The sequence below is a fragment of the Mycobacterium sp. 1245499.0 genome, assembly GCF_001673615.1.
Classification (GTDB): Bacteria; Actinomycetota; Actinomycetes; order Mycobacteriales; family Mycobacteriaceae; genus Mycobacterium; species Mycobacterium europaeum_A.
On record NZ_LZMG01000083.1, the window covers coordinates 1 to 14,081 of the forward strand.

The 14,081-nt window shown below is 68.8% G+C and carries 15 protein-coding genes and 1 pseudogene; 7 read left to right on the top strand and 9 right to left on the bottom strand.

Annotated elements, in window-relative coordinates; translation table 11 throughout:
• Both A5646_RS04205 and A5646_RS04210 read left to right on the top strand, forming a co-directional pair.
• Positions 1–550: mismatch-specific DNA-glycosylase (locus A5646_RS04205; protein WP_067020079.1), on the top strand; the 550-nt coding region annotated here is incomplete at its 5' end.
• A gap of 37 nt (positions 551–587) precedes the next feature.
• Positions 588–767: a hypothetical protein gene (locus A5646_RS04210; RefSeq protein ID WP_066878254.1), complete on the top strand. Its 180-nt coding sequence runs from the start codon at positions 588–590 to the stop codon at positions 765–767.
• 7 nt (positions 768–774) lie between these two features.
• Here the strand turns inward: A5646_RS04210 and A5646_RS04215 are convergent, their stop codons facing one another.
• Positions 775–2,103 (bottom strand): aminotransferase class I/II-fold pyridoxal phosphate-dependent enzyme, encoded by a 1,329-nt coding sequence (locus A5646_RS04215; RefSeq protein ID WP_067020082.1) that lies wholly within the window; start codon positions 2,101–2,103, stop codon positions 775–777.
• Positions 2,104–2,143: 40 nt separating this feature from the next.
• On the opposite strand from A5646_RS04215, the gene A5646_RS04220 reads away from it, so the two are divergent.
• Positions 2,144–2,815, top strand: a complete 672-nt coding sequence (locus A5646_RS04220; RefSeq protein WP_066864201.1) for a pyridoxamine 5'-phosphate oxidase family protein — start codon at positions 2,144–2,146, stop codon at positions 2,813–2,815.
• On the opposite strand, the gene A5646_RS04225 is transcribed toward A5646_RS04220, so the two are convergent.
• From A5646_RS04225 to A5646_RS04240, 4 genes are read right to left on the bottom strand one after another with little or no spacing between them, the layout of a single operon-like run.
• Positions 2,795–3,703, bottom strand: coding sequence for a phosphatase PAP2 family protein (locus A5646_RS04225; protein WP_067020085.1), 909 nt, complete (start codon positions 3,701–3,703; stop codon positions 2,795–2,797). The two genes, A5646_RS04220 and A5646_RS04225, sit on opposite strands and share 21 nt — an antisense overlap.
• 18 nt (positions 3,704–3,721) lie before the next feature.
• Entirely contained in the window at positions 3,722–5,005 is a 1,284-nt protein-coding gene (gene ilvA, locus A5646_RS04230; RefSeq protein WP_066864209.1) for a threonine ammonia-lyase, read from the bottom strand.
• A gap of 38 nt (positions 5,006–5,043) precedes the next feature.
• Positions 5,044–5,481 (bottom strand): nitroreductase family deazaflavin-dependent oxidoreductase, encoded by a 438-nt coding sequence (locus A5646_RS04235; protein ID WP_066878280.1) that lies wholly within the window; start codon positions 5,479–5,481, stop codon positions 5,044–5,046.
• Positions 5,482–5,491: 10 nt separating this feature from the next.
• Entirely contained in the window at positions 5,492–6,052 is a 561-nt protein-coding gene (locus A5646_RS04240; RefSeq protein ID WP_067020087.1) for a TetR family transcriptional regulator, read from the bottom strand.
• A 96-nt stretch (positions 6,053–6,148) separates the two neighbouring features.
• Here A5646_RS04240 and A5646_RS04245 point away from each other — a divergent pair, with 96 nt between their 5' ends.
• Positions 6,149–6,556 carry a hypothetical protein gene (locus A5646_RS04245; RefSeq protein WP_066864214.1) on the top strand — a complete coding sequence of 136 codons (408 nt, stop codon included), beginning with the start codon at positions 6,149–6,151 and terminating at the stop codon, positions 6,554–6,556.
• The gene (locus A5646_RS04250) at positions 6,553–8,028 is read left to right on the top strand and encodes an FAD-dependent oxidoreductase (RefSeq protein WP_067020091.1); all 1,476 of its coding nucleotides are present in this window, start codon (positions 6,553–6,555) and stop codon (positions 8,026–8,028) included. The genes A5646_RS04245 and A5646_RS04250 overlap by 4 nt, the downstream gene beginning before the upstream one ends.
• Here the strand turns inward: A5646_RS04250 and A5646_RS04255 are convergent.
• The 4 genes from A5646_RS04255 to A5646_RS04270 form a co-directional block, all read right to left on the bottom strand.
• Complete coding sequence (locus A5646_RS04255; protein WP_066872026.1) at positions 8,025–8,810, bottom strand: DUF6065 family protein; 786 nt, start codon at positions 8,808–8,810, stop codon at positions 8,025–8,027. The two genes, A5646_RS04250 and A5646_RS04255, sit on opposite strands and share 4 nt — an antisense overlap.
• Before the next feature lie 225 nt (positions 8,811–9,035).
• A complete protein-coding gene (locus tag A5646_RS04260) occupies positions 9,036–10,742 on the bottom strand; it encodes a nitric oxide reductase activation protein NorD (RefSeq protein ID WP_067020093.1) in 1,707 nt (568 codons plus the stop codon).
• Positions 10,739–11,557, bottom strand: coding sequence for a CbbQ/NirQ/NorQ/GpvN family protein (locus A5646_RS04265; protein WP_067020096.1), 819 nt, complete (start codon positions 11,555–11,557; stop codon positions 10,739–10,741). Before A5646_RS04265 ends, A5646_RS04260 begins: the two co-directional genes overlap by 4 nt.
• Positions 11,558–12,727: a spirocyclase AveC family protein gene (locus A5646_RS04270; protein WP_067020099.1), complete on the bottom strand. Its 1,170-nt coding sequence runs from the start codon at positions 12,725–12,727 to the stop codon at positions 11,558–11,560. It lies immediately after the preceding gene.
• Between the two features lie 211 nt (positions 12,728–12,938).
• On the opposite strand from A5646_RS04270, the gene A5646_RS04275 reads away from it, so the two are divergent.
• Positions 12,939–13,541 (top strand): TetR/AcrR family transcriptional regulator, encoded by a 603-nt coding sequence (locus tag A5646_RS04275; RefSeq protein WP_065155404.1) that lies wholly within the window; start codon positions 12,939–12,941, stop codon positions 13,539–13,541.
• Positions 13,542–13,772: 231 nt separating this feature from the next.
• A pseudogene (locus A5646_RS04280) lies at positions 13,773–14,081 on the top strand (DUF5135 domain-containing protein); the annotation flags it as partial.

Consider the following 14,081-nt stretch of genomic DNA (forward strand, 5'->3'; position numbering starts at 1 on the left):
CGATCAGGTCCGGCTGCTGTTCGTGGGCATTAATCCCGGCCTGCGAACCGCTGCCGTACAAGCACATTTCGCGCCGCGCGGCAATCGGTTCTGGCCGGCGTTGTACCGCGCCGGCATCACCGATCACTTAATCGACGCCTCGTCAGGGTTTGCGCCGGACGACTGGAAATACCTGGTGCGGCGCGGGATCGGCATTACCAACCTGGTCGACAGGGCGACCGCGGGCGCCGACGAGCTCACCGCCGCCGAACTGATCAACGGCAAGCGGAAACTGGACCGGATGGTCGAAAAATTCGTCCCGCGTGTCGTCGCAGTCCTCGGGATCACCGCATACCGAGACGCTTTCGGTCAGCGCCGCGCCGAGGCGGGCAAGCAAGCGTCGCCATATGACGCAACCGAGCTGTGGGTGGTTCCCAACCCGAGTGGCCGCAACGCTCATTCGACGTTGTCGAGCCTGGCGGCCGCATACGGCGAAGTTGCTAAAGCCGCCGGAATCCTCGCAGATTCTTCATCGCGATTCTCTCGACGTGAGCGGGCTGTGGACAACTGAATGGCGGCGCCGCGGGCTGACCCCCGATGATGCCGCCATGAGTCAATCTGAATTCGGTCACCCACTGCGACGCATCTGCCGGCGCAAGCCGAGCCGCCGCGCCCCCAATCCGCCGTCGGGCCGGAACGCCGTGCGCCATGACATGCCGCCGCATCCCGGCATTGAGCTGTTGTGGAGCGGTCCCGGACCCGGCGCCAACGACGACGAGGGCGCCTGAGCGGCGGCTACACGATGGCCCGGCCGGCCGGGCGCACCGCCCGGGCGACCGCGTCGGCGAGCGGATCGATCTCGTCGGCGGTCAGCCCGGAGATCGTGATGCGGATGCCCGCCGGCGTGTGCATCCGGAACCGGCTGCCCGGTGCGGCCGCCCAGCCCGCGGCGAGCAGGCGCGACACGGCGACCGCCTCGTCGGGAACCGGCACCCACACGTTGAGCCCGGAGCGCCCGTGCGCCTCGACGCCGCGCTCGGCCAGGGCATCGCAAAGGCGGGTTCGGCTTTGGGCGTAGTCCCGCTCGGCGGTCGCCACCAGCTGCGCCGCCGCCGGGTCGGACCACAAGTCGACGGCCAGCCGCTGCAGGATGTGGCTCACCCAGCCCGGCCCGAGCCGCAACCGGCCGTGCACCCGCTCGACGGTGCGATGGTCGCCGGCAAGCACGGCCACCCGCAGGTCGGGGCCGTAGGCCTTGGACGCCGAGCGGACGAACGCCCAGTGCGCGGTGCGGCCGGCCAGGGTGTGCAGCGGTGCGCCGGAGATGCCGGCGCAGTGGTCGTCTTCCACCACCAGCAGGTCGTCGGCCCGCCGCGCCAACAGCGCGCCCAGCGCAGCGGCACGATCGGCGGAAAACGCGGCGCCCGTGGGGTTTTGGGCGCGGTTGGTGAGCACCAGCGCGCGCACCCCGCCACCCAGCGCGCGGGCCAAATCGTCGGGCAGCGGGCCGTCGTCGTCGACCCGCACCGGTTGGGCCGAAAGACCCAGTGCGGCAAGCAGATCGAGAAGGTTGGCCCAGCCCGGATCCTCGACGGCCACGCGATCGCCGGGCCGCAGGTGCGCGGTGAGCGCGCGTTCGATGCCATCCAGCGCGCCGCTGGTCACCGCCAGGTGGTCGGCGGGGACCCCGTCGGCGGACAGCGCGCGGCGGGCGAACTCCCCCAGCGCCGCCGAGACGGCCGGCTCGCCGTAGAGCACCGGTGGCTTCGCGTCCGGGCCGGGCGGCGACGCGCCCGCGATGGGCAACAGGGCGGGGTGCGGATTTCCGGTGGACAGGTCGCGCACGCCGGCGGGCACGTCCAGCCCGAGCAGCGAGCGCGGGGTGGTCGCCGGGCGATGGCGCACGCGGGTGCCGCGCCGGCCGGCGGTCTCGACGGCACCGCGCTGACGCAGCAGGCGGTAGGCGGCGGCGGCGGTGTTGGCGTTGACGCCGAGCTGGGTGGCCAGCTCCCGCACCGGCGGTAGCGCGTCGCCGGGCGCCAAAGCGCCGCCCGATATCGCCGCCTCGACGCTGGCGGCTATGGACTCCGCGCCGGTTCCGGTTATGCTGTTTTGTACTGGCACGCAATATATTATGTACTAGAACAAATCTGAGGGCAACGCCGTGGACACCGCATACCAACCGACCGCACGCACCACGCCGACCCGCTACCGGGAGCGGGCGCACTACGACCGGCCCACGGTGCACGCCATCCTGGACGAGGCGCTGATCTGCCACCTGGGCTACCTGAGCGCCGGTCGACCGGTGGTCTTGCCCACCACGCACGCCCGGCTCGACGAAACGCTCTACCTGCACGGTTCGTCCGGCGGCGGCCCGGTGCTGGCGGCGAAGGCGGCCGAAGCCGCGGGGTCGGGCCTGCCGGTCTGCGTCACCGCGACCCTGGTCGACGGTCTGGTGCTGGCCCGCTCGGCCATGCACCACTCGGTGAATTTCCGCTCGGTGGTGGTGCTGGGCGATGCGCGCGTGGTGGACGATCCGGCGGAGAAGTCGCGGGCGCTGGGCGGCCTGCTGGATCACATCGCGCCGGGGCGCGCCGCCGACTGCCGAGCCCCCGATGCGCGCGAGCTCGCCGCGACCGGGGTGCTCGCCCTCGACCTCGTCGAGGTGTCGGCGAAGGTGCGCAGCGGCCCGCCGGCCGACGATCCGCAGGACCTGTCGCTGCCCCATTGGGCGGGCGTGCTGCCGCTGAGCCTGACGGCCGGGCCGCCCGTGCCGGCCGGCGACCTGACTCCGGGCACCGCCGTGCCGGCGTACTTACGGGGTGACCGACGCTGAGCCGCGTGCCCGTCGGGTGTCGTCCCACCAGGAGCCGACGAGCATGACGGTGCCGGCCCAGGCCAGCCCCAGCAGCCAGCCCGACAGCACATCGCTGACGTAGTGGACCCCCAGATAAACGCGGGAAAACCCGACCACGAACGTCACGGCGGTGGCCATCGCCCAGACGATCACCCGCCCGGTCCACCATGGGACGAGCCAGCGGGTCAGCAGCCACGCGGAGATGACCATGCTCGCGGCGGTGCCGGTCGCGTGCCCGGACGGAAACGAATAGCCGTCCGCGTCGACCAGGGCGAACGGCAGGGCCGGGCGTTGCCGGCCCACCAAGACCTTCGCCGTGAACAGCACCAGGGGGACGCCCACGCCGGCAACCAGTGCCAGCACCACGGGCCGCCACGACCGGCACCGCCAACCGGCGACAACCGAGATCGGCAAGGCGACCGCGGCCAGGAAAAGCGGACTCCCCGCTCCGGTCACCACCCTCAGGGCGGTGGTCAGCCACAGATCCCGGTGGGTGGCGAGCCACCGCGTCGTCGGTTGGTCGAATCCGGCGATGCCGTCGCCCTCGAGCACGTCGTCGAGCACCTCGGTGAAGCCGACCGCCAGCGCCACGACCACGAGCAGCCCGAGCGCCAACGCCAACCCGGCGACCTCGCTCACCCGCAACCGGCGCGCCAGCGCCCGTTCCCTGGCGCCGATCCGGTCGCGCAGCCAGGTCAGCGTCTCATCGATCACGGCGTTGTGAGACACCTTGTCCCACAACGCGATTAGCAGGCGCCCGCGCCGAGCGATCCATATCGCCGCCCACACCAGCAGGACGAGACACGCCACCAATCCGGCGCTGACCGGGCCGAATCCGCTGGTGCCGGGTCCATATGGCGGGCGCATCTATCGCGGCCCCGGCCGCTAGAGCAGCAGGTAGCGGTAGGCCGGCGAGCCCGGTTTCAGGGTCTCGACGTGCAACTCGGTCGCACGCATCCGGGCCAGCAGGCCGTCCAGGTCGGCCGAGGACCCCAGCTGGATGCCGACCAGCGCCTCGCCGGTCTCCCGGTTGTTGCGCTTGACGTACTCGAACAGGGTGATGTCGTCGTTCGGTCCGAGCACGGTGTCCAGGAAGCGGCGCAACGCCCCGGGCTCCTGGGGGAAGTCCACCAGGAAGTAGTGCTTGAGGCCGAGGTGCACCAGCGAGCGTTCGAGCACTTCGCCGTACCGCGACACGTCGTTGTTGCCGCCCGAGATCAGGCACACCACCGTCGAACCGGGCTCGATGTCGGCGTCGAGCAATCCGGTGACCGACAGCGCGCCCGCCGGCTCGGCGATGATGCCCTCGTTCTGGTAGAGGTCGAGCATCGCGGTGCACACCGCGCCCTCGTCGACCGCGGTGATCGAGACCATGTCGCCGGCGGCCGCCAGCGCGGCGTAGGTGAGGTCACCGGCCCGCCGCACCGCGGCGCCGTCGACGAACTGGTCGACGTCTTCCAGCGTCACCGGCTCCCCGGCCGACAGCGCGGCCATCATCGCCGCGGCGCCGGCCGGCTCGACGCCCAGCACCGAGGTGTTGCGCGTCCGCTCGGCGAGGTAGGTGGTGATGCCGGCGATGCAGCCGCCGCCGCCCACCGGGACCACCACCAGGTCCGGCTCGGCGCCGAGCTGATCGAGTAGTTCGGCGGCGATGGTGCCCTGGCCCGCCATGGTGCGCAGGTCGTCATAGGGCGGCACCAACGTGGCGCCGGTGCTCGCCACGTCGGCCAGGGCCGCCTCGGCGGCCAGGTCGTAGGTGCTGCCACCGACGATCAGGTCGATGAAGTCGCCGCCGTGGTAGCGGATCCGGTCGCGCTTCTGCATCGGCGTCTTGGCCGGCACGTAGACGCGGCCGTGCACCTGCAGCATCCGGCACGCGTAGGCGAAACCCTGCGCGTGGTTGCCCGCCGACGAACACACCACCCCGGCCGCCAGCTCCGCCTCGGTCAGCTGGACCAGCAGGTTGTAGGCGCCGCGCAGCTTGTAGGAGCGCACGATCTGCAGGTCCTCGCGCTTGAGGTAGACCTGCGCGCCGGTGATCGCCGACAACCGGTCGCTGAACTGCAGCGGGGTCGGCGTGACCACCGCGGCGATCCGCTTGGCCGCGCCGTCGATGTCAGCCGCGGACAGCGGCGAGACGCTCGGACTCTGGCTCAATTCGGCGGACACTGATCAATGGTGCCACGGCGGCCGACCAACTCCGGAATTCAGTCGACCGGGGTCAGCACGAACACCGGGATCTGGCGGTCGGTCTTGGTCTGGTACTCGGCGTAGTCGGGCCAGGCCGCCACGGCGCGCTCCCACCAAGTCGCCTTCTCGTCGCCGAAGACCTCGCGGGCGTCGTAATCGCGGGTCACCGAGCCGTCCTGCAGCTCGACGCGGGGATTCTTCTTGATGTTGTAGTACCAGACCGGATGTTTCGGCGCCCCGCCCAAGGAGGCGACGACCGCGTACTGGCCGTCGTGCTCGACGCGCATCAGCGGCGTCTTGCGCAGTTTGCCGGTCTTGGCGCCGACCGTGGTCAGCAGGATGATCGGCTTGCCCTTCATGTCGGCGGCCTCGGCGCCCCCCGACTCGGCGTATTTGTCAGCTTGCTCGCGAGACCAATCCAACGGCGACGGTTCGTATTCTCCGGTAAGCGGCATGCCATTCACTCTAGGCGCGGGTCGAGCCGGTGAGGTAGTGCGCCAGCACCGGGCGCAGCCATTCGGTCAGCGTCGCGTCGTCCATCGCGACCAGCGCGGGCACCCCAACGACATTGCGCGCCATGGCGATTCCCAGCACCTGCGATCCCACCATCGCGGTCCGCTCGGCGGCCCGGTCGGGGGTGATGGTGGTCAGCGCCGGGGCGACCTTTTCGACGAACACCTCCAGTAGCGCGTCGGCGGCCACCCGGTTGGTCGCGGCCGCGCGCAGCAGCGGCAGGAACGGCCCGCCCGGATCCCATACCCGGATGAGGAACGGCACCAGGATGTCGGCGATGCGTTCCGGGGCGACGCCGGTGAGGTCGGGGAAGGTGATCTCGAGCCGCGAGACCGCGGCAAACAGGTCGGCCTTGTTGCCGAAGTAGTGCATGACGAGCGCCGGGTCGACGCCGGCCTCGGCCGCGATCGCACGGATGGTGGTCCGCTCGAAGCCGTGGGTGGAGAACAGGGTCCGCGCGGCGCTCAGGATCGTCGCGCGGGTGACCTTGCCGTCGCGGGTCTTACCGGGCATGCCGAAATTCTAGTTCAACAACTGTTGACATGGCTAGCGGCCGGGCTTACGTTGATTTCAACAGTTGTTGAATCGGCTCGGCGAGGAGACCCAGACATGACCGTGACCGTCATCCAGGTCGGGCTGGATCCCGACGTCATCGACTACTCGTCGCCGGAGTTCGCCCAGTTCGCGGGCCTGTCGCGGGACGCGCTGCGGGCGGCCAACGACGACAACGTCGCAGGCCTGCGCGCGGCGGGCTACCGGGTGGACAACTGCCTGATCGACTTCGGCACCGCCGGCGCCGACAAGGCCGCCGCGTGGCTGCGCGCCAAGCGTTACGACGCCGTGCTGATCGGCGCCGGGATCCGCCTGGTCGCCGCCAACACCCTGCTGTTCGAGTCGATCGTCAACATCGCGCACACCACCCAGCCCGGTTGCCGCTTCGTCTTCAACCACGCCGCGCAAGCCACCCCCGGCGACATCCGTCGCTGGTACCCGCAACCGGAAGGAGCGATCCGATGAGTACAACCACGGTTCACGAGGTCGACGTCCTGGTCGTGGGCGCGGGCCCCACCGGCCTGACCGCCGCGGGCGACCTGGCCCGCGCCGGGCGGTCGGTGACCGTGCTGGAGCGCTGGCCCGCCGAGAACCCGACCAGCCGCGCGTTCGCCGTCATGCCCCGGACCCTGGAGCTCCTCGACGCGCGCGGCGCGGCCGACGAGCTGCTCGCGATCGGGCAGCGCGGACCGGACGTGACGCTGTTCGCCAAGGCCCGCCTCGACCTGACCCGGCTCGACTCGGCCTACCCGTTCGTCCTGATCACCCCGCAGACCAACGTCGACGCCGCGCTGCGCCGCTACGCGGTGGCCGAGGGGGCCGACATCCGGCGCGGCGTCGAGGTGGTCGCGCTCGCGCAGGACGCCGCGGGCGTCACCGTCACCGCCGGACCCAAGGGCGACGGCGATCCCGCACACCGGCAGACGTGGCGGGCGCGGTATGTGATCGGCGCCGACGGCGCCCACAGCACCGTCCGGACGCTGCTCGGCGCCGACTTCCCCGGCAAGACGGTGCTGACCTCGTTGATGCTGGCCGACGTCAAGCTGGCCCACGGCCCGGCCCGCGGCGGCCTGGTGGTGGACACCACCGGTGACGTGCTGGGTTTCCTGGCTCCCTACAACCGGCACGACGCGGACGGCTCGTGGTACCGCGCCCTGGTGTGGGACCGCGACCACCAACTGCCCGACGACGCGCCCGTCGACGACGCCGAGATCGTCGACGTCCTCGCCCGCGCCATGGGCACCGACTTCGGTGTGACCCAGATCGGCTGGAAGTCGCGATTCCATTGCGACGAGAGGCAAGTCGCGCGGTACCGGCACGGCCGGGTGTTCCTGGCCGGCGACGCCGCGCACGTGCACTCGCCGATGGGCGGCCAGGGCATGAACACCGGCATCCAGGACGCCGCGAACCTGGCCTGGAAGCTCGATGCCGTGCTCGGCGGGGCCGACGACGCGCTGCTGGACACCTACCAGGACGAACGCCATCCGATCGGCAAGCGGGTGCTGGCGCAGTCCGGGATGATCGCCCGCGCCGCGACGCTGCATCGGCGGCCCGCGATCTGGCTGCGTAACCTGTTGGCGCCCAACCTGCTTCGCCTTCCCGCCGTGCAGGACTTGGTGGCCGGCAGTTTCGCGGGCACCGGGTTGCGGTACGGCCGGCGCGGGCTGGTCGGCACCCGGGCCGCCGCGATCCCCCTCGTCGAGGGGCGGTTGACGCAGCTGCAGCGCGGTGGCAATTACGTCTTCATCCGCGAATACGGCGCCGCCCCGGTCGAGGCGCCCGGAATGGTGCAGGCCGAGCGGGCCGACCACGGCCCCGCCGTGCTGGTGCGTCCCGACGGGTACATCGCGTGGGCCGGTGCATCGGCGCAGGCGCCGGAGGCGATCAGCAACGCGGCGGTGGGCAATTCCCTTGCCCGCGCAATGATGTCGCGCTAGTCCGCGTTCTCGGGCTGCTGCGCGACGAACGACCGGAGTCGGCGGCGGGTCTGGTGGTCGTCCGCGCCGGGCTCGCCGTCGCTGTGCCGGCCGCGCGTGTAATCGCCCTGCCACGGCACCTTCTCGTTGGCCGCACCGGCCGCGGCCTCCTGTTCACGGCCCAGCGCGCCGCGCGAGCCGAGGAAGTGCTCGTGCTTGCGGTGCAGCTCCTCGTCGGATTCGATGGGCCGCAGCTCCGGCACGAACTCCTCCAACTCGGCCCGGCGCTGCGGCACGATCATGCAGATCGGCTCGTCGATCTCGAATCGCACCGGCATGAACTCGCGGGTGAATTTCCAGTTCATGCTGAAACTCGAGCTGGACCAATCGGTTTCGACGATGCCCTCCAGCGGGGAGATGGCGTCCTTCGGATGATTGGCCGGTCCGCGAACCAGCAGGTTGTAGCCCGGCGGGGTGCGGAACAGGATGGGCAGGTGCCAGGTCAGGATGCCGTAGCCGAAGTGGCTCGACGGCAGGAACTGACCGCTGTCGCGGGTGTCGGGCGCGATCATCAGGTTGGTGCGGTCATTGCCGCCCATCCAGGTCGCGGTGAACGCGCTGCGGTTGCGCACCTCCCAGCCGCTCTGGTTGGCGATCAGCATCGGCAGACACCGGTGCGGCCAGCCCTGGCGGATCTCCGACATCCACTCCCGGCCGATCGGCGCGGGGCTGATCGGCGGTGCGATGTCGTGGGTGATGTACCCGATCAGGGGACGGTGCCCCCCGCCGGAGTTGTCACTCATCGGCTCCTCGATTCGCTGCTTGCCCGGGACAGCAATTATCTCAATCGAAGCGGCCGGTCCTAACGTGACTATCCGGTCCCCGCTGCCCCGCCGTTGGAATCACGTCCACCCTAGAGGTATGACGCCGGCCATGCGCGTCGACGGATTTCAGCCTCGTCAGGGCTCGCAGCATTGTGCTGGCGGGTCACCTTCGATGTCCCGTCCGCGACTTCGCCAATGCCGCCTTCATGCGATGCCTCGCGACGGTCTCGGCGCGGCAAGCTCCCGGAGGGAGGACAGGAACAACTCATCCATTCGCGGGCTCAATTCGGCCAGCGTTGCGGCGCTGGCATAGCCGGCGGAACCGAAGACACGTTCGAGCGCGTCGGTCGCAGTGCTGGCGCCTATGGAAAGGCAAAGGCACGCAACGCCTTCTGCCCGCAGTTCGTCGAGGGCCTTGAAGGAGTCGGCTTCGGCGTAACGGCCTTCGTAGCCGTCGTCGTAGGGGAATCCATCGGAAAGGACGACCAACAGCCGGTTCGGCGTGCCCGCCTGAGTTTTGAGTATCTCGCCGGCGCCTCGGATCCCGGCACCGAGGCGCGTATACCCCGACGGTTCGAGCTGATTGAGCCGAGCACGCCCCACGGCGCCGAAACTCTGGTCGAACGTCTTGATGACCGGCAGCTGGACGGCGTGGCGGCCCTGCGATCGGAAGGCGTAGACGGCGACCCGGTCACCAAGCTCTTCGAGTGTCACGGCCAAAGTGGCGGCCGCTCGTCGCTGGTGGTCGTGCACCGCGCGGCCATCCGCATCGGCGTCGATGGCAGACCCGGACGCGTCGATCAAGATGAGCACGCCGAGATTGCGGGCAAGTTTGCGGCGCTCCAGGTAGACGTGTTCCGGTGGGGAAAAACCTGATTGCAGGTCGACGAACAGATCGATGAGCGCCTCGATGTCGAGGTCGTCCCCGTCGGCACGGCCGCGCAAGACCTTCGGCCCGAGGCCGACGCGAGCCAGGCGGCGCCGCAGCACGTCGTCGTGCGCCACGCCGGCATCCGAGACGTCGGCGGCAACGGTCAGGGGAAAGTCGATGACGCGGCACCAGTCGGGCTTGTACCGGTCGTTGAAGACGTCCCACTCCGGATGCAGGGCGCCCCCCACGCCGATCGCAGCACCGGGCTTGCCGTCATCGGTGAACTGGACCCGGGTGGGCAGAGGACGCGCATTCGGACCGACCGCGTGCGCGCGGCGCATTGAGCGAACTGTCATCTCGGCGCCCGCGGCACCCTCTCCAGAGGAGCGCGAGCCGCCGAACATCTTGCGGAAGTAGTCCGACATCGACTTGTTGTTGAGCAACGGACTCTCAAACAGTTTGAGGATCTTGCTGTCCCCCGACTTCCTGCCGTCATCGCCTTCGTCGTCGTCCTCCGACTCGGGCATATCGACAGGGTCGAATCGCAATTGCAGATCTTTGTTGGTGGCCTGACCGCCCGGCCCGGTGGGCGCCGCCATCAGCCGGGAGGGCTTGATGACACCGAACCACCCCGGCGGGTCGGCAACCTTGGTTCGGCTCTTGGCCACCTCGAGCGACTCCTCGGCGGCCCTGGTGCTGGGTCGTTCGTCCGGGAGGAGCACGGCATCGAGGGGAAGGTGCCGCGCGAGGTCGGCGAGGACCCGTCGACCTTCGAGTGCCAGGTAACGACGCGCCAAGGTGGAACGCGCGCGCAATCCCTTCACCAACCGCGGATCAAGGCTGCCCGCGCCGAGAAGTGCCGCCTGCACCACCGTCTCGCGGCGCTGCTGATCGACCGAGGCCCCGGGCGAGACGAAGATGAACCGCCCGTTGGTGTGCGCGGGCCCCCCAGCCGGCGCCTCGGTGACTTCGACGGACCTGCCGGCGATGTAGGTGGCGAGGAACCGGAACCGGTCGGGGTGGTCAGGCGCGTCGGTCACTTCTGGGGCAGGACGGTGTTGACGAGTTCGTCGAGGGCTCGGATGACATCGTCGTCGTCGGAGAGCACCTGGACGACGGCCGCGTGCACCGCGCTGCGCAGGTTCAGGCCTTCGGCGGCGAGGCCGGCGGCGAGAATCAACATGCGCGTGGAGGACGCCTCGCGCAAGGGTGAGCCGTCGAGGTTGCGGATGGCGTACGCGAGCTTGACCAACGAACGTGCGGTCTCGGTGTCGATCCCGGCTTCGTAGGCCACCACCTCGGTCTCGACCTCCGGGGAGGGGTAGCCGAGTTCGATGGCGACGAAGCGCTGGCGGGTCGACTCCTTGAGGTTCTTCAGGACGCTCTGGTAGCCGGGGTTGTAGGAGATCACCAGCTGGAATCCGGGCGCCGCCCGCAAGGTGGTGCCGAGCCGGTCCACCGGAAGCTCGCGGCGGTGATCGGCGAGCGGATGGATGACCACGGTGGTGTCCTGGCGCGCCTCCACCACCTCGTCCAGATAGAAGATGGCGCCCTCGCGCACGGCGCGGGTCAAGGGTCCGTCCACCCAGACCGTTTCACCGCCCTTGAGCAGGAACCGGCCCACCAGATCGGCCGACGTCATGTCCTCGTGACCGGCGACGGTGATCAGGTCCCGGCCGAGCTGGTGGGCCATTGCCTCCACGAATCGTGTTTTCCCGCATCCCGTGGGGCCTTTCAGCAGTACGGGCAGGCCTCGGCGGGCCGCAGCGCGGAACACCTCCACCTCGTCGCCGACCGCCCGGTAGAACGGCGCGTCCGGCAGGGACCGAACGGCCGCGGGCTGGCTGTTCAACAATTACTTCCCCCGTTCGAGCGGCACGTTTTTCGGCAGCTTCGCCCCACCGGGTAGGACGAGCTGACCGTCGTGGTTGATGTAGCCGGAATTCGTCAGGGGCACCGGTAGCGCAGGATCCGGGCACGGCCGGTCGGTTTCCGCGCCGCAGATACCCATCAGGAAGTACGAGCGCTTCAGGATGTCGTCGGGCCAGGGATCTTGGTGCATGGCGAACCACTGCGCGGGCAGGTTGTAGAAGACGAAGAAGAAGGCGCTGCAGGCGGCGAAGATCGCCAGGAAGCGGGTGAGTTGCTGCCTGGCGAGACCGCCTCGAACGTGGTCCAGGCCGCGCTCGACGAAGGTGCGGCCGCGGTCGTCGGTGAAGTAGCGCAGGCAGCACAGTCCGGCCTGCACACCGCCCCACATGAGCCCTTCATAGAGCGGCCACTGGTAGTAGGTGCCGGGATTGACCGACAGCGCCCGAATCGCGCCGGGGTAGGTGAAGAGCCCCATCGGCATGAGGAACAGACCCTCGATGACGAAATCGAAGACGAAGGTCCAGGCGATCACCACGCCGATCAAGCCGAAGGTGTTGATGTTGGGCCGGCGCTGCTTGGCTTTGCGCATCACCCAGCAGCCGAGCATCGTGCAGAGCAGGACGAAGAAGTAGCCCGGGGCATTCATCAGGAACGGCTCGGCCATCATCCCGCCCGGTTTCCCGAACGACACCCAACCCGGAATGTCCTGGACCCACGAGCCCCGGTTCCACATCCAGGTGTTGTACGTGCTCCACGTGTTGAAGTAGTTCAGCAGCGGATCCTGAAAGAACAGCAGACCGCAGGAGATCAGCAGCATCCCGTCCAGGGTGATTCGCCGCTCACGACGCCACGGCCGAATGATGAACCACCACAAGGCAACCGGCAGCCCGACGACGATCACGGCGGTCCAGGTGAAAAGGATCGCCTTCATGAACGTCGGCGGATCGCTCGGCCCGGGAGGAACCCGCTCGAAATTGGGGCCGGCGATCCAGCGGATCCACACGTACAGCTGAAAAGCGAGAATGGCGCCCCCGGCGACGGCCCAGATTCGCACGGGCTTGGACCTGGGAGCAGCCTTGGCCCCGAGTGAAGCCACGTCCCCGAGCGACTCGGTGACCACCGGTGCGCTCTTGCTGCTCGACAGTTCTGTCATGACACTGCCCCTCCTGAATCGTCGTGATACAGCGTCCGCGAACCCGGCTGCGCCAGCGACGCCAACCGGCCAGGCACCCCCGCGATAGGCATGCCCACGCTCACGATGAGGCGATCGATCGCGAAGCTCTGACAGCCGGGTCTGCCGTTAACATACCAATCGGTATCTGGATAACCAAGGATAATCTGAGATTCTATGGCAGAATCGCGACATGGTTGAGCGCTGGACGCGAGAGCGGCGCCTTGAGCACACTCGTTCGCTGCTGTTGGATGCCGCGGAGGAGGTGTTTGCCGAAAAAGGCTTCATGGCAGCGTCTCTCGACGACATCGCACACGCCGCGGGTTACACGAAAGGCGCCATCTACAAGCACTTCGCCACGAAGGAAGATTTGTTCCTGGCGGTGAGCGATCGCTACTGGCGCAGGTACTTCGACAACTTCTCCGAGGTGATGTCGACCGCCACCCAGATCGGGGCGCGCGAACTCGACCAAATCGCCGAACGTTGGCGAAAACTCAGCGACGACCGTGGCGCCGAGCACGCCGCGTTGGGACACGAATTCACCTTGTATCTGCTTCGCAACCCCGACGCACGAGAACGGGTGGCCGCGAAGCGATCAGAAGTCGTCGAGGCACTGGCCAAGTTCATCGTCGAAGGCATCAACCGGCTGGGCGGAGCGCTGCTGATCCCTCCACTGACGTTCGCCCAGATACTGGTCGCCACCACCGACTCCGTCATGCTGGGCAGCCGGCTCGACGACATCGATCTCTACCGGCCGATCCTCGAAATGTATGTCTCCGTCATCAAGTTGCCTTGAGCACAACATCTTTCGTCCAAGGCGACGCCGCCCGGAACCCCTTTACCCGCCGCGCTGATAGGTTGCAGGTTCTGCGCGCATTCTAAGAACCCCTTCCGATTCTCGGATACCCATGAGTATATTAGCGGCGAACCGACCGATCAGTGGCTCCCGCCCCTCAATCGGCGGCCCCGTCGCCGGGCCGCGCTGAGGCGCGACGAACCTCTCTGCGACACAGGAGGACAGCGCGCAATGAGTGATCTGTCGAGCAAGACCACGGCGCCGCCCCTGACGGAGGTCGCGGTCGGCAGGATGGCGGAACGCAGCGGGCAGGCCGAGACCGCGGTCAAGCCAGTCAAGGTGTGGGCGGCGGTCGGGGGCGCACTTCTGGCCCTCCAGTTGTACGTCTGGATCCGGTGGATCACCGGCCCGTATTTCGAACGGGTGGCTTCCGGACCGGATGACCCGCCGATGTACATGAAAGTGCCTCTCGTGGCCAACGCGGTCTTTGCGTGGATCGGCCTGCCAATTGCGGTGTGGTGGTTCATCATTCGGCCGTGG

Coding starts and splice junctions, on each gene's coding strand:
- A5646_RS04210 (WP_066878254.1), top strand. CDS start 588: ATGAGTCAATCTGAATTCGGTCACCCACTGCGACGCATCTGCCGGCGC.
- A5646_RS04225 (WP_067020085.1), bottom strand. CDS start 3,703: ATGCGCCCGCCATATGGACCCGGCACCAGCGGATTCGGCCCGGTCAGC.
- A5646_RS04235 (WP_066878280.1), bottom strand. CDS start 5,481: ATGCCGCTTACCGGAGAATACGAACCGTCGCCGTTGGATTGGTCTCGC.
- A5646_RS04240 (WP_067020087.1), bottom strand. CDS start 6,052: ATGCCCGGTAAGACCCGCGACGGCAAGGTCACCCGCGCGACGATCCTG.
- A5646_RS04245 (WP_066864214.1), top strand. CDS start 6,149: ATGACCGTGACCGTCATCCAGGTCGGGCTGGATCCCGACGTCATCGAC.
- A5646_RS04250 (WP_067020091.1), top strand. CDS start 6,553: ATGAGTACAACCACGGTTCACGAGGTCGACGTCCTGGTCGTGGGCGCG.
- A5646_RS04255 (WP_066872026.1), bottom strand. CDS start 8,810: ATGAGTGACAACTCCGGCGGGGGGCACCGTCCCCTGATCGGGTACATC.
- A5646_RS04270 (WP_067020099.1), bottom strand. CDS start 12,727: ATGACAGAACTGTCGAGCAGCAAGAGCGCACCGGTGGTCACCGAGTCG.
- A5646_RS04275 (WP_065155404.1), top strand. CDS start 12,939: ATGGTTGAGCGCTGGACGCGAGAGCGGCGCCTTGAGCACACTCGTTCG.